At 37.9% G+C, this 19,251-nt stretch carries 18 protein-coding genes and 1 other RNA gene; 7 read left to right on the top strand and 12 right to left on the bottom strand.

The window, feature by feature from the left end:
* Positions 1 to 37: 37 nt before the first annotated feature.
* The 10 genes from OCV67_RS02695 to OCV67_RS02650 all read right to left on the bottom strand — a co-directional run bounded on the left by OCV67_RS02695 (position 38) and on the right by OCV67_RS02650 (position 10,824).
* Entirely contained in the window at positions 38 to 1,201 is a 1,164-nt protein-coding gene (locus OCV67_RS02695) for a sporulation protein (protein WP_147642319.1), read from the bottom strand.
* Positions 1,202 to 1,221: 20 nt separating this feature from the next.
* The gene (locus OCV67_RS02690; RefSeq protein WP_147642318.1) at positions 1,222 to 2,127 is read right to left on the bottom strand and encodes a class B sortase; all 906 of its coding nucleotides are present in this window, start codon (positions 2,125 to 2,127) and stop codon (positions 1,222 to 1,224) included.
* Between the two features lie 42 nt (positions 2,128 to 2,169).
* On the bottom strand, positions 2,170 to 3,765 hold the full coding sequence (srtB, locus tag OCV67_RS02685; protein WP_178084968.1) for a class B sortase: 1,596 nt from the start codon (positions 3,763 to 3,765) through the stop codon (positions 2,170 to 2,172).
* Between the two features lie 45 nt (positions 3,766 to 3,810).
* Positions 3,811 to 4,989: a tRNA uracil 4-sulfurtransferase ThiI gene (thiI, locus tag OCV67_RS02680; RefSeq protein ID WP_147642317.1), complete on the bottom strand. Its 1,179-nt coding sequence runs from the start codon at positions 4,987 to 4,989 to the stop codon at positions 3,811 to 3,813.
* A gap of 18 nt (positions 4,990 to 5,007) precedes the next feature.
* Positions 5,008 to 5,214 (bottom strand): helix-turn-helix transcriptional regulator, encoded by a 207-nt coding sequence (locus OCV67_RS02675; RefSeq protein ID WP_147642316.1) that lies wholly within the window; start codon positions 5,212 to 5,214, stop codon positions 5,008 to 5,010.
* A 20-nt stretch (positions 5,215 to 5,234) separates the two neighbouring features.
* A complete protein-coding gene (locus OCV67_RS02670; protein WP_147642315.1) occupies positions 5,235 to 5,540 on the bottom strand; it encodes a DUF6442 family protein in 306 nt (101 codons plus the stop codon).
* A 141-nt stretch (positions 5,541 to 5,681) separates the two neighbouring features.
* Positions 5,682 to 6,812, bottom strand: coding sequence for a cysteine desulfurase family protein (locus tag OCV67_RS02665; protein WP_147642314.1), 1,131 nt, complete (start codon positions 6,810 to 6,812; stop codon positions 5,682 to 5,684).
* Between the two features lie 120 nt (positions 6,813 to 6,932).
* Positions 6,933 to 8,420, bottom strand: coding sequence for an alpha/beta hydrolase-fold protein (locus OCV67_RS02660; RefSeq protein ID WP_147642313.1), 1,488 nt, complete (start codon positions 8,418 to 8,420; stop codon positions 6,933 to 6,935).
* Positions 8,421 to 8,531: 111 nt separating this feature from the next.
* Positions 8,532 to 10,337: a DUF945 domain-containing protein gene (locus OCV67_RS02655; protein ID WP_147642312.1), complete on the bottom strand. Its 1,806-nt coding sequence runs from the start codon at positions 10,335 to 10,337 to the stop codon at positions 8,532 to 8,534.
* Complete coding sequence (locus OCV67_RS02650) at positions 10,306 to 10,824, bottom strand: RNA polymerase sigma factor (RefSeq protein ID WP_147642311.1); 519 nt, start codon at positions 10,822 to 10,824, stop codon at positions 10,306 to 10,308. Before OCV67_RS02650 ends, OCV67_RS02655 begins: the two co-directional genes overlap by 32 nt.
* A gap of 246 nt (positions 10,825 to 11,070) precedes the next feature.
* Here OCV67_RS02650 and OCV67_RS02645 point away from each other — a divergent pair, with 246 nt between their 5' ends.
* The 4 genes from OCV67_RS02645 (at position 11,071) to OCV67_RS02630 (ending at position 13,854) form a co-directional block, all read left to right on the top strand.
* Positions 11,071 to 12,696 carry a CTP synthase gene (locus OCV67_RS02645; protein ID WP_147642310.1) on the top strand — a complete coding sequence of 542 codons (1,626 nt, stop codon included), beginning with the start codon at positions 11,071 to 11,073 and terminating at the stop codon, positions 12,694 to 12,696.
* The gene (locus tag OCV67_RS02640; RefSeq protein WP_147642309.1) at positions 12,668 to 13,000 is read left to right on the top strand and encodes a hypothetical protein; all 333 of its coding nucleotides are present in this window, start codon (positions 12,668 to 12,670) and stop codon (positions 12,998 to 13,000) included. The genes OCV67_RS02645 and OCV67_RS02640 overlap by 29 nt, the downstream gene beginning before the upstream one ends.
* 194 nt (positions 13,001 to 13,194) lie before the next feature.
* A complete protein-coding gene (locus OCV67_RS02635; RefSeq protein ID WP_147642308.1) occupies positions 13,195 to 13,629 on the top strand; it encodes a hypothetical protein in 435 nt (144 codons plus the stop codon).
* Positions 13,630 to 13,854, top strand: a complete 225-nt coding sequence (locus tag OCV67_RS02630) for a helix-turn-helix transcriptional regulator (RefSeq protein ID WP_147642307.1) — start codon at positions 13,630 to 13,632, stop codon at positions 13,852 to 13,854.
* Between the two features lie 32 nt (positions 13,855 to 13,886).
* On the opposite strand, the gene OCV67_RS02625 is transcribed toward OCV67_RS02630, so the two are convergent.
* Entirely contained in the window at positions 13,887 to 14,954 is a 1,068-nt protein-coding gene (locus OCV67_RS02625) for a hypothetical protein (RefSeq protein ID WP_147642306.1), read from the bottom strand.
* Between the two features lie 446 nt (positions 14,955 to 15,400).
* Here OCV67_RS02625 and gap point away from each other — a divergent pair, with 446 nt between their 5' ends.
* Entirely contained in the window at positions 15,401 to 16,438 is a 1,038-nt protein-coding gene (gene gap, locus OCV67_RS02620; RefSeq protein WP_147642305.1) for a type I glyceraldehyde-3-phosphate dehydrogenase, read from the top strand.
* Positions 16,439 to 16,549: 111 nt separating this feature from the next.
* On the opposite strand, the gene rnpB is transcribed toward gap, so the two are convergent.
* Positions 16,550 to 16,896: RNase P RNA component class A (gene rnpB, locus OCV67_RS02615), an RNA gene on the bottom strand.
* A 169-nt stretch (positions 16,897 to 17,065) separates the two neighbouring features.
* Here rnpB and OCV67_RS02610 point away from each other — a divergent pair.
* The gene (locus OCV67_RS02610) at positions 17,066 to 17,671 is read left to right on the top strand and encodes a flavin reductase (protein ID WP_147642304.1); all 606 of its coding nucleotides are present in this window, start codon (positions 17,066 to 17,068) and stop codon (positions 17,669 to 17,671) included.
* Between the two features lie 190 nt (positions 17,672 to 17,861).
* Entirely contained in the window at positions 17,862 to 19,211 is a 1,350-nt protein-coding gene (gdhA, locus tag OCV67_RS02605; protein ID WP_147642303.1) for an NADP-specific glutamate dehydrogenase, read from the top strand.
* The last annotated feature ends 40 nt before the right edge of the window (positions 19,212 to 19,251 follow it).

Genomic DNA, 19,251 nt, shown 5'->3' with positions numbered 1-19,251 from the left:
ACGGCATTGCCGAGTTTTATCAGCAATGCCGTTTTAATCAATAATATGTACATTCAAATTTAGGTGATTTTAAACCTAAATAATATCTGAAATCATTCCCCTTAACAGTAACCTGTCCGTCGACTACAACATTTGCAGCGTAACCGCCGTCACCCTCAATAATTGAAACCCAGTTTGAAGGGTCATCTGACAAAGTAATTCCAAGATTTGATTCAAGAATTGATTTCAACTCTTCAGCGCTGAACACTTCTACTGTTCCGTAATGGGGATCACACTGACTGTCATATTCACAGGAAACGCTTCTTAAGTAAGGAATATCTTCATAGAATATATCGTAGCATGAAGCGGTACTTCCCCCGCTTGATGCACAGAACATTGCCAAAGCATAGTTTCCATCGTAGTATACTGCCTCACCAAGTACTGATTTTACTGCATCTACAACATTCTGAGGAGGATTTGATGCCGGATATAAATCGCTGGCATTTCCGCCTTTGTATTTAATATAAGTATAAACTGCTACTGCCTGAGCCTTAATCGCTTCAGTACTCATTGAAGAACCGACTTCGTTGTATGTAACCATAGAAACAATATCCAGCGCCGAACCGCTTACGCCGCCTGCTGAAATAGTTTCCTTAGCAGCAGTACCGGAATTTGAAATATAGGTTCCGGGATAATAATGCTGCAATATCTGCTGATAATCCCAACCAGCATAAGTAGCATAATGATTTGCACCGTTCTGACTTAATCCTACTCCATGACCGTAACCATAAGTTGTAAATCCAAAATTACCAGATTCAATATCAATAGAATCATATTCCGGTCTTTCCGGAACATCAGCAATAACTGCCCCGCCGCTTGACTCAATATAGCTTGTATCATCATATTCGCCCTCAGAGTCTGCAATATACTCGCCTTCAGGTTCTTCTGCTTCAGTAGTAACTTCCTCTTCAACCTCTACCGTTTCATAATCAACCAATGAAAGGCTGCCGCCATATTCAGAAAGTACTGCTTTCCACATAGGTACAGTTTCTTTCTTTGTTTCCGATTGAGTTTTTACGGAATTTTCAAGATCCGAAACAATTGTTTTCGGTTCTTCTTCAACTGCTCTAATAGGATACACAATACTTCCGCATACTGCCGTCCCCATAACTAAAACGGATAAAGAAGCCGCCATAATTTTTTTACTTTTACTTATATGCATATCTATCTCCAATACTGTTTTTATTCCTGAGATTCATCAGACTCCGATACATCAGAATCATCAGACTCAGTTTTTGCAGTGCTTGCTTTGTCAATATTGTCCGCTGTTTCATGTTCTCTCAGTCGTCTTCCTACAACCAACATACGTGAATTGTCTTCGTCCATATAACAAGTCTGAAGAGTAATCAACTGATCGCCGTATTCAACATCAATATCAGGAGAGATAACTGATCTGTCACGGACAGTTTCAACATATTCGTTAAACTCCTTTTCGTCCATGTTTTCCATATCCCAGTATGCAAACTCAGGACCGTAAGCGCTTTCGCCGTAGCTTCCGCTTGTAATAAAGTAGCCGAATATAATATATTTATAATCATTATAATTTGAACTGAATTCAATTATAGGATTATCATCATAAAACGTATCGTCCTGCCTGTAATAATGAAGCGTAGCAAATTTTGTGCCATTGAGCATATTATGACCGTAAAGCATAATATTCTGCGACTGTTGGCTTTTATCCGGTCCGAAATTATCACGGTAATCCATAAATATCGTACCTGAATCCAGGTAATTTCCATATATATCTTTATCCATATAATAAGCATTTCCGTTTTCATCAAGATTCTCACCGTCGTACTGAACTACCGGATAATCAATATAAGTATTGCTGATCCTAATATAACCCACAACATCGTCGTTTATAGCTCTCAGAGATCTTGCTCTTCCCAGCATACCATCCGGTTCCGGCGAAAAATTCTCAATATCCGGATACTCCTCCGGTTCTGTAACAGCTTCTGTTTCAGGTTCCAATACGTCAGCTGCCTGAGAAGCATCTGATTCTTTTTTGTTGCAGCCGGTCGTCATGGATAACGACGCAATTATTGCCATTGACGCTGCACAAGCAGCAAGCATTTTCTTTGTTTTCATTTTTTACCTCTGTTCTTCTATTCTTATGTTCTTTATTTTTTATTAATTTGACGCAAACGGATAACCCTCAAATTCTGCATCAGGATCATAATTATTTTCATTCCAATTATAGTAAATGGACGGCCAGAGAATATTTTCATTGTCTCTGACATTGTCTGTACCCTCATAAGGATCTTCGCCTTCTCTTACCATTCTTGCCATGACAAAAAGCCTTGCGGTATCAAACATACCGTTGCAGGTTTGTAAAGTCAGCAGCTGATCGCCGTATCTAACATCAACATCATTAAGAGTCAGCGCACGCTTTCTTGCGTTGTTGACATACTCATAAAACTGCTCTTCGTTTTCAAAGTCAAGAGTATTCCAACAGTCAAACTTTGTTTCAGTTTCGTCCTCAGCGTCAACTATAAAATAAGCGAAGATTTTATACTGATAAGTTTCGTAATTTGAGCTAAGTTCAATAATCGGGTGTTCGCTGTAATATCCGTAGCTATCCTTATAGTAACCCAGACTTCCGAACATTGAATCGTCTTTCATATCATGACCGTAAATAACAAGATTCTGCGAATTTTCCATCACCTTTGTTCCGTTAACCACATAATCGAAATTATTTCTCCAGTCAAGGAAAATCGTTCCCGCCTTTGCTTCTTCCTTGTCGATATTCTTGTCCATATAATAATCGTTGCCGTCTTCCGACCTTCTCTGAACTACAGGGTAACTTATCACAGTATCGGGAATATTAATATATCCCACAACATCGCTGTTTCTTTCAAGAAGAAGCTTAGCGCCGTCTTTTAAAGTCCATACCTTCTGGGGCTGTGATTCTTCTGTAACCGACGAATATGAAAATTCCGCTTCACTGTATATTTTCTGAAGGTCATCGCCTAACTGCTTGTTCTTGTGATTTTCCCAGTAATAATCTACCACCATAAATAGGCACACGGTAAACACGATCACCGATCCCATAAATACAATTTTTCTGATTATCTGCGAAAACGGATCACCTTTCCAGGGAAGAAGATTTTTAACAACGTCCATATAATCCTTTTCAGGAATATCAGGCTCATCACCGTTCTGGGGAAGATTATCAGGCATCACCGAAACCATCTGCAAAAGGAATTCAAAAATCCTATAAGCCGCATTCATTCGTATATTGTCACGGCTTTTATCTTCAAGCTCCCATAACTTAAGAAGCTTTACTATTCTCTTTTTACCGCAGCTTATTCCCACATAAACAGTTCCCACAGGCTTTTCAGGAGTTCCTCCGGCAGGACCTGCAGTTCCGGTAACTGAAACGCAGATATCCGCTCCGGACTGTTTCTGAAGTCCCGAAACCATTGCAAGAGCGACCTGTCTGCTTACCGCTCCGTACTCCCTGAAAAGAGATTTGGGAACGCCCAGATACTCGTGTTTAATTTTATTTGAATAGGTACACACTCCGATTTCAAATATTTTTGAAGCTCCGGGTACTGACGTAATAAGCTCTGAAAGAAGTCCTCCAGTACAGCTTTCGGCTGTAGCTATAGTAACCCCTTTACTTAATAACAATTTTACTACATCTGTAACCAATTTGTCAAGATTCTCAGCAGTCACTTTGGAAGTTTGTCCTATTTCACCTAAGTTTCTATCTGATTTTTTCATATTTTCACCAAAAAATTTATTTATTTAATTAACCGCTTTTTAATATTAATTTTCAAGATTGAATATTTTAAGTTCTGTTTTTTCTACAGCTTCGTTAATAAGCTCTGAAAAATCAAAATTATTTTCCGCCGCTTCAACGTCAGCAAGAAGAGGTCTGACTTTCGGATGCCGTGGTGTAAATACCGTACAACAGTCCTCATAAGGAAGAATCGACGTTTCAAAAGTATCGATCTTTCTTGCAATTTCTATAATTTCCGTTTTATCCATACCTATAAGAGGACGGAAAACAGGAATTTCACATACTGCGTCGGTACACGCCAGAGCGTTCATAGTCTGACTTGCCACTTGTCCCACGCTTTCGCCTGTTATAAGTGCCAGACAATTTTCTTTTTCACATATTCTCTGAGCGATTTTCATCATAAGTCTTCTCATTATAATAGTAAAGAATTCTTCAGGACAGTTATTTTTTATAGCCTCCTGAATTTCAGTAAAAGGAACGCAGAAAAAAGCGATACTTCCGCAGTAACCGGTAAGCTTTTCGCAAAGTTGTTCAACCTTTAGTCTTGCTCTTTCAGAAGTATACGGCGGACTTACATAGTGTATCGCAGAAATATGCACGCCTCTTTTTGCCAGCATATATCCTGCTACCGGACTGTCAATCCCGCCTGAAAGCAGGAGCATTGCCTGTCCGCTGGTACCCACAGGCAGTCCCCCTGCGCCTTTTATATTCTCAGCATGAATGTATGCTTTTGTATCACGGATTTCAATCGTAACAGTAATTTCCGGATCATTAACATTTACTGTCAGATGTGAGAACTTTTCCAGCAGAACTCCGCCCAGTTCACGGCAGATCTCAGGAGATTTCATAGGAAAACTTTTGTCTGCTCTTTTTGCAGTGACCTTAAAAGTTTTTGCATAGCTTAAAACTTCGTCCAGATACTCAATACTTTTCGATTTTATGTCTTCAAAATCCTTTTCACATACTGCCGCACGGCACAGTGCGGCAATGCCAAACACCTTTTTTAATCTTTCAATCGCTTCATCTGCGTCAAAAAATTCATCCAGCGGAGCAATGTAAATTGTAGACTGTGCTCTTGTTATTTCAGTTTTACCAAGAGATTTTATACGTCTTTTTATATTTTTTACCAAAATGTCCTCAAAAGTCTTTTTGTTCATTCCTTTCAGAGCCATTTCGCCGTATTTAACAAGTATAATTTCCTGCATTTTTGCATGTTCCTTTCATTATTCAAAATAAAAAAGCTCTTCAAAGCTTTTTTCAAGAGCAACACATATAAGCAGCGCCAGCTTTGCACTGGGACAGAACTGATTATTTTCAATAGAACTTATGGTCTGTCTTGAAACCCCTACCATTTCTGCAAGCTCTCCCTGCGACATCTTTTTTTCGCCTCTGACTGATTTAAGGCAATTTTTCAGTACTAATGATTCCATATGTAAGAAACTGCCTCCCGTCAGAATTTAATAATGGACAGCAATGCCCAGCAAACTGCGGCTATTGCGGCAATTATTCCGAAAATCAAATCATGTTTTTTTCGCAGTTTAACATATTTATATAAGTACTCAGCCGCACAGTAAGCCATTGCTATTAAGCAGTAAGGAAAAGGATTTTTATCACATATTATACTGAATACGATAAATATAATACATATAACGCAGCCGACTGTTCCGGCAAAGCTGTATGCGTCGCACTGAATTTTCTGTTCTCTTTCATCAGGACCGTCCTCACGTCCTCTTTTTAAAATTTCTTCCTTGTCCATTTTACAATTCCTTTTACTGTTTTTTTACTAAAAATATAATATCATATAGTCAAAAAAATGTCAAGTATACTTGACACTTACTTTTTTGAAAAAAAGTAAGCAAAAATAAACTATCCCAAATTAAACCTTGTAAAATATTTATTATTTTAACAATCTTTCCTTGGCATACTCAATATTTTCAGCAAGTATTCTTAATTCCTGTACTGTATTTTCACTGCAAAGACTTATTCTCAGAGCCGAATCTGCAAGACGGTCGTTTAAACCAAATTCAGTCAGTACTCCGCTTTTTGCTCCCTTGGAACATGCCGAACCGCTTGAAACATAAATATCACGTTCTTCAAGATAATGCAGCATAATTTCCGAACGTATTCCCGTTACGGAAATATTTACTATATAAGGACTGCACTCCTCACCGGAATTTATATACACTCCTTCAATTTCAGACAATCTCTGGCAAAGCATATTTTTAAGCTTCTGTACTTTTTCATACCGCTGATTGATATTTCCGCAAAGTGCCTTAACAGCGGCTCCCATTCCTGCAATCATAGGTACGTTTTCAGTACCTGAACGTATTCCCTTTTCCTGACTTCCTCCAAATATCCTCTGCTCCAGCCGGATTCCTTTTTTTAGGTACAGCGCTCCTACGCCCTTTCCGGCATGAATTTTATGTCCGCTTAAGGATACTATGTCGGCATTAAGCTCAGAAACCTTAAAAGGAATTTTCATAAATCCCTGAACGGCGTCTGTATGGGTTATACACTGCGGAAACATTTTCTTGATTCCATAAAATGCACGTCTTACAGGCAATATATATCCGGTTTCATTATTTACCATCATTATGCTTACAAGGCAAGTCCTCTCATCAACTGCGTTTATAATCTGTTCATGGGTAATCTGTCCGTTTCTGTCGGGAGAGATCCTGACAATTTCATATCCCATTTCCTCAAGATGATCCATAGTTTTTTTTACTGAAGCATGTTCAATTGAAGTGGTGACAATTTTAGGCTTACGCTTTCCGTATGCTCCGGCAGCGCCGATTACAGCAAGATTATTGCTTTCAGTAGCACCGGATGTAAAATAAATACATGCCGGATCGGCAGCTATTGCCCTAGCAATAATTTTTCTTACATTGTCCACTGCGAGCTGTGCATTCAACCCCTTAGTATGGAGCGATGAGGGATTACCGTAATTTTCAGTCATACAGTCGGTGACTGCCTTAACTGCCTCCCTGCATGGTTTTGTGGTTGCTGCATTATCAAGATAAATACTCATTTTCTTCTCCGTTTTCATCATAAAAAATCGTAACTTATATTATAACACATTCCGACATAAAATCCAATATCATTATATAACAAAAAACCGGACTTTTCAGTCCGGTTTTTATATATGGAGTTAGTTTTTACCATAATATTTGCGGAAAAATTCTACAAACATATCCGGTATAAACTGCCAATGACCTGAATTTTCATATATTTTGCATTCCGACTTGGTATCGCCATGCTCTTTAAGTCTTTCCATTAAATGCGCAATACCTTCCAGTGTAGTATCGTATCCGTCGTAATATTCTTCATATTCGGGATCTTCGTTTTCTCCTCCGCAGGCAAAAATAATTTTATCAAATGTTTCGTTTCTGTCCCAATAACCGTAATCAGATTTATACGCCTCGGGATCTTCTTCGGTCTCCAGACGGTGAATCTCCCATAATGCCGGACTGCCGATGATATAGTACTTAAACGGCTGATTTTCATATAAATCCGAAGTAAAGGCGGCGTTATGGGAAAGCACTCCCCCTGCGGAATGACCGTAAAACGCCGAACGTTCAAAATCAATATTGTACATTTCACTGAGATAAGGAGTCAAATTATTTGTTATAAAATCAATAAATTTTTCACGTTCCTCATAGAAATATTTTGCTCTGACGCCCATTTCCGTTCCATTTACACTGTAATCATACCCTATAGTTACCAGAATAACGTCCTCCGTTTCGCCGTCCTCCATTAATTTTCTGAGAGACGGACAGTTGCCGAATCTCCATACTCCATCCGACATAACAAACATAGGATATTTTTTATTTTCATCAAAATTCGGCGGCAAGGTTATATGTACAATAAAATTCGATTCAAGTTCTTCGTCAAAAATCGACATTTCACGGACAGAATCTTTTATAGCTTCCATTTCTTCACGTTTATATTCCCAGTCGCTTTTTGAACCCGGAAAAATATCGGATAATGAAGCAGTTTGTGAAGGATAAGAGCTCAGTTCTTTCCAAGTAGCATCAATTACGCTCTGAAAAACTATCGGCATATCCGCATATGTTTGATCTGCTGTTTCCTGCGTTACATATCCGTCTTTGACTTCTTCATCAAGTTGATTTCTGCACCATTCCTTAAACTCATCATTAAACGAATCAAATTCAACATGTTCCTGGTCTTCCCCATCTTTCGATATCCAATACTCCAGCCTTCCTCCATCGTATTCATAAGGCGGTTTAATTCCAGTATATACTCTGCCGTTAACTAAAATTTTATCGGCAACGATAAATCCCCCAGCTTTCTCAGCGTCATCAAGTGATTTCATTATATCGTCATAATCCTCTTCGGAAAATGTACTTTTATCTTCCTCATATTTCTTCCGGTAATCCTTATCCGTCCACCAGTCTATTTCAACCGTATTTTCGCCGTCGGGAGACGCCTCTGTCACGTCTTCGTCAAGAAGAGTAAGCTCTCCTATCGAAACGCTGTTTCTCTCGGTTTCAGTCATGTAATTTTTCAGTCTTACAGCTTCACCGCCGGATTCAGCCGTATCGGATTTCTGACATGCACAGACGCTTACCAACATTAAAGCCGCTATTAGACCCGTAATTATTCTTTTAGCTTTCATTGTTCCGTCCTTTCAGTTTTAATTTTAGGCAGGGACATTTTTTATATATCAGTCCCTGCTAAATCTTATATTTTATCTTTTGTTCTTATTTCTTTTTGTCTTTATTTTTTATTAATCATATATGGCTTGCTGATTATTGTCAGAATCTTCGGATTCAACAGCTTCCTTTGTAACATAAATATTGCTTACTATCTGTTCTTCAAAAGAACCTTCATTAACAGTTTTTAACAGAACTGTGTACAATACATCATTATCCGAATAAACAAACTTATAATTATAATCCATTTCCGAATCATATTCAATCAAAGAAATTCCGGACACCTCTTTATCCTGATAATAAAATCCTTCATTAAGCTGAATATCAATTGCTTCAAGAGACATTCCTACATATATATCCGGACACATTTCATAATAATCGCTTTTTGTTGAAATACCGTTGACAAATACCTTACCGTTATCATTGTAATATCCGTCAAGTATAACATCCGGTAATTCATTTGATGAATAGTAATCAACGCCATTTTCGCTGTAGCTGTATTCCAGATCCATTTCTGACCAAAGTCCCGCCGCCAGACATGAACTGTCTGATTCAACAAAAACTTCAACCGGTTCGCTGCCGTTTACAATTTCATTTACTCCGATGCTTGTACTTACAACTATCTGACCGGTATCGTCAGCCTTAGCTCCGTACATATAAATAATTTTATATTCAATCTGCTGGTCATTAAGAACAGTACCCGCATCGCCTATCTCCATTCCTATAATATCCGGCATCTGTTTTCCGCTTACTATAATTCCTATTACAGCATTCTTTCTTTTTACGTCTCCCGGCATAAGACCGTAATCATAGCTTATTACAGTATCATGCAGTCTTTCATCAATTACATATCTTTCAGAAATATTTGTGTATCCCGTATTTTTCAGAAGTCTTACCGCCATGTCTACATTCATATTTTCAATTTCAGGCAATTCTGCTGTTTCATAACTTGCATCGTCAGCGTAAACAGTTTCTTTCCAGTAATTGTCATAGCTTAACTGATTCTGACTGTTTCCCTGTCCGTCCACGAGAAAATAAACATTTTCGTCAATAGTATCAACATCAGCTTCCTGTGGAGCTGTAACTGTAAATACCGCAGGAAATCTGTATACTATTCCGTCCGGAGCGGATTCGTTCGATTTCAAAGACGGAAATAAAAGGATTCTCATATCATACTGATTATTATATGAAGATTCATATGGATATTCTAAACCGCCATATTTTTCCATAGAATATTCAGATACTAACTTATCAAACGAATCAGATAAATTTACATCAGCAGAAATTTCATTTTTATATTTCTCAGGAATTTCAGATGAATAGTCAACATTTGATTCAGTAATGCTCAGTATATTTTCTTTCTCATACCCATTTCCGTCATAACCTATAATATACTCATGATTTGTATAAATTCCGTCAATTGTCTGAATATATTTGACAAAAATATTTGTAACTCCGGCGTTTTCTGCACCAGTTTCTAATGCTCCCTTTTCAATAGTATCTATACTATACATTTCAAACCACGGTTTATCTGTGAACGGAAAATAATTGTCCTCCTGCAAAAACTCTATTTTTTTATAGTCATGCTCTGTAATTTCCTTGTAAACCTTTTCAGCATAATCTGAAAACTCGTCCGTACTGTTTCCGTAAAATGAATTATCCTCGCCGTTGTGTTTGCTGCTGAAGTTATCTCCAGCCATAAGATTTGCAATAACCCCCAAATTTATAACCAGAAGAAAAGCTACTGCAACGGGAAGAAAAACCGGTTTTTTGCTTACTGTTATTTTGTCATTTGCTTCCGCTGCCGTCATTATTCTGTTTTTCATTGATCTGTCCGGTTTAATCCCTTCAATGCTCCGGTATAATTCCGCTTTTTTCATTCTCTGCCGCCTCCATTTCCAGTTTTAATTTGCTCCTTGCTCTGCTTAGTCTTGAAGTTACGCCATTTACGCTTATTTTCAGTATTTTTGAAATTTCCGTTACAGAATACCCCTCATAATAATAAAGCTGCAGCACCGTTCTATTTTTCGGAGAAAGTTCAAAAACGTCAATAAGCCTTACTGCGTCTTCAATAACGCCCACTGTCAGTTCCGCAGTTTCATCAAGTCCTACTGTTTTTTTCTGCCAGAAGCTTTTCTGAAAATCTTTGCATACATTGATAGCTACTCTTATAAGCCATGCCTTTTCAGATTCCGTATCCGGAAACTCCGGCGCTTTATAAAAGAATTTTATAAATGTATTCTGCATGGCGTCTTCGGCGTCCAGACGGTTTCCCAGCCGCAGAGCGCAGATCCTATACACCATCGGTGCATATTCATCATACTTTTCAGAAAATTCTTCCGTACTGTATCTTGCTTTTCTTTTCATCTCCATCCCCCTTTATAAAGGCATTTTGAGGTCCTCTGTTTATATAACGATTCATAACTTAAAAATACTGCACAATTTTTATAATTTTTTTCAAAAAAATTCTATGTGTAATTTATTTTATTTTAATTTATACTATTGCAATTTGTCAAATTTAATAGTAAAATAGAAATGATATGATTTTATCTTCAGTAGTTTTCGGATTAATTATTCCGTAAATTACTCCGATTAATTTGGGAGGAGCAATTTATGCCAATTAAATATGTATTTGTAACAGGCGGCGTTGTTTCCGGTCTCGGAAAAGGTATAACCGCCGCATCATTAGGACGCCTTCTGAAAGCCAGAGGCTATAAAGTAACCATACAGAAATTCGATCCTTATATCAATGTAGACCCGGGTACTATGAGTCCTTATCAGCACGGAGAGGTTTTTGTAACCGACGACGGCGCCGAAACCGACCTTGACCTCGGACACTACGAAAGATTTATTGATGAAAATCTCTCGATAAATTCAAATGTAACTACAGGAAAGGTTTACTGGACAGTACTTAACAAGGAAAGAAGAGGCGACTACTTAGGCGGAACTGTTCAGGTCATTCCCCACATAACCAATGAGATTAAGGAAAGAATCTACAAGGTAGGAAGAGAAACTGATACGGACGTTGTTATTACAGAAATCGGCGGTACTGTAGGCGATATTGAAAGTACTCCGTTCCTTGAATCCATAAGACAGGTCATGACTGAAGTAGGACGTGAAAACGCTATTTCTATTCATGTAACCTTAGTTCCGTTTATTGCCGGTTCAAACGAACTTAAATCAAAGCCTACTCAGCATTCCGTAAAAGAACTGCTTTCTTTAGGCATACAGCCGAATATTTTAGTATGCCGCAGCGAATGCGAAATTCCTGAGGACATGCTTGAAAAAATCGGTCTGTTCTGCAATGTACGCAAAAAGGACGTTATTCAGAATCTGACTGCTCCGTCTCTTTACGAAGTTCCTATTATGCTGGAAAACGAGGGACTTGCAGAATGCGTATGCGAACATTTAAAACTTAATAATCCCAAGCCTGACCTTACCGACTGGATCGAAATGATAAATCGTCAGAAGGCAGCCAAAAAAGAAGTTAATATCGGTCTTGTAGGTAAATACGTTGCTCTGCCGGACGCTTATCTGTCAGTTGCAGAAGCGCTCCGTCACGGCGGCATAGTGAATGACGCAAACGTAAACATTGAATGGATAAACTCCGAGGAAATCAACGAAAATACTGTCGGCGGCATGCTGAAAAACTGCGACGGTATAATAGTGCCGGGCGGCTTCGGAGACAGAGGTATAGAGGGTATGATAGAAGCTATACGCTATGCCAGAGAAAACAAAATCCCGATGTTTGGTATTTGTCTGGGTATGCAGATGGCTGTTGTTGAATTTGCAAGACATGTTGCAGGTCTTGAAGGAGCAAACTCAACTGAATTTGTACCTGACGTTCCTTACAGTGTCATCGACATCATGGACGACCAGAAGGATATCACTGAAAAGGGTGGCACAATGCGTCTGGGACTTTACCCATGCAAGCTTGCGCCCGACTCCAAGTGCGCTTCTATTTACAATGACTCCCTTATTTATGAACGCCACCGCCACCGCTGGGAATTCAATAACGCATTCAGAGCAAAGCTTACCGAATGCGGTCTGAAAATCGCAGGTATTTCACCTGATGAAAGATTGGTAGAAATTATTGAACTTGCAGACCACCCATGGTTTGTAGGAGTTCAGTTCCATCCGGAATTTAAATCACGTCCTAATAAACCCCAGAAGCTCTTTGCAGATTTTATAAAAGCGTCGGTTGAAAATCATGAAAAAAACAGTACCCAACAGTCTTAAGGAACATAAGGAAAGTAAGATCATTCAAACCAAGGCGGACAAAATTATTTTTACCGCTGCGGTTGCAGCTTATGCTATAGTAATGCTGCTTGAACTTAAATTTACTCCCCATCACAACACCATCTCATCTTCAATTGCCGCATTCGGCATAAGCGCTTTTCTGATTTCCAAGGCGATCCATAAAAAGAAAACTACAGAATTGATTCTATGGAAAGACCGTATTAAATGGCTTGCGATGCCTGCTATTTCAGCAATACTTATAGCTTCCGGAATATTCTGGCTGGTTAAAGAATATTTAATATAATTTGAGACTTCCACATTAAATGTGGAAGTTTTTTTATAAATTTATGTAAAAAATATATATTTTATATAAAATTTTGTACAATCTTACGAAAGTGATAAATTCATCACTTTTGTTATTGACATAAGCGGCAAAAAGTGATATTATTATCACATAGAGTGATAAATAAGTCACATAAAACACAGGAGGATATACATATGAAAAAACAAAAAATAATTTCCCTGAACAGAATAGCCCTTACAAATATTATAGGCTATAGCTTTGCATTAATTACATGTTTACTTATACTTCAAGGTATTCCTGAGCCAATACAATTTGTTATGTTAATTATATTGTTAGCATTTTTATTTTATACTATTTTTCTTGAATCCAGCAAAAAACGTGAAAAAAAGGATGAACTTTATATTGTCAATGAAAACAAAGCATACTCCTCTACTATAAAAATACTATTAGCATTGCTTTTAATCGGAGGAATGATAACTGATTCATTCTTAGATCTTGAAATTAAAATTCCATTTAATTTTAGTACATGTTACATAGCAGTTTCAGCAGTATATATCATTTCAAACACAATTCTACTTATTCTTGACAGAAAAAGCATTGGATCTGACGATGAATGCGAGGACGAATAAATGCCAGAACTTAAAACAAAAATTAAAGAATATCGCGCAAAATACGGCATGAAACAAGGCGAACTTGCAGAACGTGTCGGAGTAAGGCGTGAAACAATTATAAGGCTGGAAAAGGGACAATACAACCCGTCCCTGAAGCTTGCCATTGATATTGCAAAAGTATTTGAAGTATCAATTGAAGAATTATTTGAATTTTCTAAAGATGAAGAAAAAGACGGAGATTAAATTCTTCGTCTTTTTTATTAATTAATAATATACTAATAATAAAACACATCAGCTATTTCCGAAAGCTTAATGTGATAATTGGTAAATTTATCCTCCGGATACGGTCTTACTGTTGAACTGAGTTCTGCAATTGGTTCAACATCATCGCAATAAGGAAATTTAAGACTAAAGCATCTTAAATCATCAGAGGATCCGGAAACAAAAAGAGTACCGTTAAAAGTCCGGCAAAAACGGCTCACAACAAACAAATCTGAATCAACCGCATCTTCCTCATATAATTCCGAAGTTCTTGTAAATACTCTTGAACTTCCGTCGAATCCGCTTCTGTCAGCTTTTACGGTAATAGATACAAATCTTCCGATCTTTTCCGCATTAAAAAGTATTATATTATTTTCAGGATTTTTTCCGTTAACAAGTACTGCCAATGAAAGAAGGCAAGATACAAATCGTTCCATATCAGCCTTTATATATAGATCCTCCTGCACTTCTGTTCTGATTTCAATATTTCTTTCAAGTATTTCACTGCACTTTTTTGTAAATTCTTTAAGTACAGTTGAAACGTCTATTTTCTTTATAATAATACTTCCGTCAGTATATCGTATCAGCTCTGTTGTATTTGCTACAGTTTTTAAAAGCTTGTAACAATTTCCCATAATAATATCAAGATACTTCTGATCAGAATATAAATCCGCTTCCTCCAGAGCTTTATGCAGCGAACTGCTTGAAAGAGTAATACCGGTTATAGCCTGTCTTACTGCTCCTGCCTGATTTATGAAAAATTCCTGTATTCCGTGACACTTGATAAACGAAAACATAATGTCTTCCTCATCAGTCTGAATTACATAAATACCGTTTTCACAATCCGGATAATTTATAATTCTGCATGCAAAAGTCAAACCATTTTGTTTTACATTATATTCGCCGCTTTTGAGCGGAAGCTGCTCATTCTGAAAAAGTTCACGGCAGCTTTTCCCGCCGAACAGAAAATAATCCTCGGATTTATTACTCCAGAGTATATTAAAATCATAATCAGTTATAACAACATTTTCTGACGAATATTTAAATAAATCCTTTAAATTCTCAATTATATTATTCTGCATTTATTTCTCCTTTCGTTCTGAAACTACACTAATTTATATTATACAACAAATTTATGAATAAATTAAGTACAAATAAAAATAAAATTTATTAAATTGTGAAAAAAACACAGGAATTATGTATATATATGACGAATTTTGTTAGTTATTACATTTTAATTTTTATAATAAATTTAATTTCAATAATTTATTTTGAAAAATTTGTTAATTTTATATATTGTTATATAAAGTAAATCTATACACATATTATAACAAAAAACGAACATAATAATAAAAAATTAAAATTTCATAAATCACTGAATTTTGTTTATTTTTACTAATAATAGTCCCTTATATTAATGTTTATTATACTATCAAAAATAAATTAGTTATTTTTTTGTCAAAGGACTTGAAATAAATTCAAATTTAGTGTACAATAATATATATAAATATTTAGGAGGTATTTTCCAATGTCAGTAAAAGTTGCTATTAATGGTTTCGGCCGTATCGGCCGTCTTGCATTCAGACAGATGTTTGGTGCTGAAGGTTACGAGGTAGTTGCTATCAACGATCTTACTAAGCCTTCAATGCTCGCTCAGCTGCTCAAGTATGATACAGCTCAGGGCGGATACTGCGGAAGAATCGGTGAAAACCTTCACACTGTAACAGCTGATGACGAAGCTGGTACAATTACAGTTGACGGTAAGACACTTAAAATTTATGCTAAGGCTAATGCCGCTGAACTCCCATGGGGTGAAATCGGCGTTGACGTAGTTTTAGAGTGTACAGGTTTCTACTGCTCAAAGGACAAGTCACAGGCTCACATCGATGCAGGCGCTAAGAAGGTTGTTATTTCTGCTCCGGCAGGCAATGACCTCAAGACAGTTGTATTCAGCGTTAATGAAAAAACTCTGACAGCTGACGATAAGATCATTTCAGCTGCTTCATGCACAACTAACTGCCTCGCTCCTATGGCTGACACACTTAACAAGTATGCAGAAATCCAGAGCGGTATCATGTCAACTATCCACGCTTACACAGGCGATCAGATGATTCTTGACGGTCCTCACAGAAAGGGCGACCTGAGAAGAGCAAGAGCAGGCGCTGCTAACATCGTTCCTAACTCAACAGGCGCTGCTAAGGCTATCGGTCTTGTTATTCCTGAACTCAACGGCAAGCTCATCGGTTCTGCACAGAGAGTTCCAGTTCCAACAGGTTCTACAACAATCCTTACAGCTGTTGTTAAGGGCAAGGACGTTACAGTTGACGGCATCAATGCTGCTATGAAGGCTGCCGCTTCTGAATCATTCGGTTACAATGAAGACGCTATCGTTTCTTCTGACGTTATCGGTATGAAGTACGGCTCACTGTTTGACGCTACTCAGACAATGGTTTCTAAGATTGCTGACGATCTGTATGAAGTTCAGGTTGTTTCATGGTATGACAACGAAAACTCATACACAAGCCAGATGGTAAGAACAATCAAGTATTTTGCTGAATTAGGCTAATAAATAACTTGTTTTAGAAAAGGCTTTGCCATAACGGTAAAGCCTTTTTGTTTTCATATTTAATAATTGAATTCCCATAAATAAAAGCCTGAGAAATAATTTCTCAGGCTTTTTATGACCAGACCGATAAGCCGGGTTCTGTCGTGTACGGCAATTTATCTAGGCTTACGGTCGCCCGTAAGCTCAAGCCGCCATTACTTTTATGCCCATCGAGCAAATGTCGGCGTAAAAGTACCAATAGGCGTTGCATCGGATAGGGTTTACACGGCAATACAGTCTCCTGTATTCCGGTGAGCTCTTACCTCGCCTTTCCACCCTTACCCGTAAAAAACGGGCGGTATATTTCTGCTGCACTGGCCCTGGAGTCGCCTCCGGCTGACGTTATCAGTTATCCTGCTCTGTGATGCCCGGACTTTCCTCGTAAACTATATCGTTTCCGCTGCCGTATAGTCTGCTCATTTTAATTGTATAATATTTTTTTAAATTTGTCAACCGGAAATTATGAGTACTTTATCAAATTATGCAGATACTATTAAAATCACAATAAAAATTCTTAAAATCAACTTGACAAATATTTTTTATATTATTACAATAAATTATATATTCAAAAAACAAAAGGAGAACGTTATGAACAAACAAGCAATGTTTAACTTAAGCTACGGTCTTTATATCCTGACCACAAAGGACAGTCAAAAAGATAACGGATGTATCGTTAACACCGTAATGCAGGTTACGGAAACTCCTAATCAAATAATTGCGGCAGTAAACAAACTCAATTACACTCATGACTTAATTTCCAAAACAGGAGAGTTTAATGTTTCCATATTATCACAGGATTCAAAATTCCAGACATATAAGCATTGGGGATTCCAAAGCGGACGCAATACGGACAAACTAGAAGGTATTGAGTTTAAAAGGTCGGCAAACGGAATAATTTATACTATCAAAGAAACAAATGCGTTTATTTCAGCAAAGGTAATTTCTGTTTCTGATTTAGATACTCATTCTCTATTTCTTGCCGAAGTTACAGACTCTGAAATTTTATCAGACAGCGAATCAGTCACTTACAGCTATTATCACAAAAATATCAAGCCTAAATCCGATGCACAGGAAAAGAAAAAAGGCTTTATATGCAAAGTTTGCGGATATATTTACGAGGGCGAAACTCTTCCGGAAGATTTTATTTGTCCATGGTGTAAGCATCCCGCTTCAGACTTTGAACCTATTAAGTAAATTAATTTTCTTTTAGTATCAATAGTAAACTTTGCAGAAATACCGGAATGAATTTATTCCGGTATTTCGTAATAAACTATAAAATAAATAAAAAATTGTCAAACCCCTTGCTTTATTTAAGTAAAAATAGTATAATAGTTAATGTTGGAATGTTATTTTCCGATTAATAATAATACGGAGGTTTTAAACAATGGCGTTTAAAAGCGAATATTTACAGGGCGTATACGACAAGGTATGCCAGAGAAACAAGGGTGAAGAAGAATTTCTTCAGGCTGTAAAGGAAGTACTGGAAAGCTTTGAACCGGTAGTTGAAAAGAGACCTGACATCGTTAAGGCAGGCATTATTGACAGACTGGTTGAGCCTGAAAGATTTATTCAGTTCAGAGTACCATGGGTTGACGATAACGGTAACGTTCAGGTCAACAGAGGCTTCAGAGTTCAGTTTAACTCTGCAATCGGTCCATACAAGGGCGGCTTGAGATTCCACCCGACAGTTTGCGCATCAGTAATCAAGTTCTTAGGTTTTGAACAGATTTTCAAGAACAGTCTTACAGGTCTGCCGATCGGCGGCGGTAAGGGCGGTTCCGACTTTGACCCGAAAGGCAAGTCTGACGCTGAAGTTATGAGATTCTGCCAGAGCTTTATGACAGAACTTTCAAAGCACATCGGTGCTGATACAGACGTTCCTGCCGGCGATATCGGCGTTGGAGCAAGAGAAATCGGTTTCATGTACGGTCAGTATAAGAGACTCCGCAATGAATTTACAGGCGTTCTGACAGGTAAGGGTCTGTCCTACGGCGGCTCACTTGCAAGAACAGAAGCAACAGGCTACGGTCTCTGCTACTTTACAGACGAAATGCTCAAGTCCATGAAGAATGAAAGCTTCAAAGACAAGACAGTTGTTATTTCCGGTTCAGGAAATGTTGCTATTTACGCTACTCAAAAGGCTACAGAGCTGGGCGGTAAGGTTGTAGCACTTTCCGACTCAAACGGTTACATATATGATGAAAACGGCATCAATCTTGATGTTGTTAAGCAGATCAAGGAAGTTGAAAGAGGAAGAATCAAGGAATATGCTGACAGAGTTCCCGGTTCTGTTTACACAGAAGGCAAGGGCATCTGGAGCATCAAGTGCGATATCGCTCTTCCTTGCGCTACTCAGAACGAGCTTAACGGCGACGATGCTGATATGCTTATCAAAAACGGCGTTATAGCTGTTGCTGAAGGCGCTAACATGCCTTCAACTCCTGAAGCTGTTGAAAAGTTCCTTGCAGCAGGCGTTATGTTCGGTCCTGCAAAGGCAGCTAACGCAGGCGGTGTTGCTACTTCTGCTCTTGAAATGTCACAGAATTCCGAAAGACTCAGCTGGACATTTGAAGAAGTTGACGCTAAGCTCAAGAACATCATGATCAACATTTTCCACAACTCATACAATGCTTCTAAGGAATACGGTCTTGAAGGCAATCTGGTTGCAGGCGCTAACATTGCCGGATTTGCAAAGGTTGCAGACGCTATGATGTGGCAGGGCGTTTCATATTAATTTGATGATCAACCACAGTATTTAATAAAAAAACTGACTT

The sequence above is a fragment of the Porcipelethomonas ammoniilytica genome (assembly GCF_025567485.1).
Classification (GTDB): domain Bacteria; phylum Bacillota; class Clostridia; order Oscillospirales; family Ruminococcaceae; genus Porcipelethomonas; species Porcipelethomonas ammoniilytica.
This window is presented reverse-complemented; position numbering and strand designations above follow the sequence as displayed.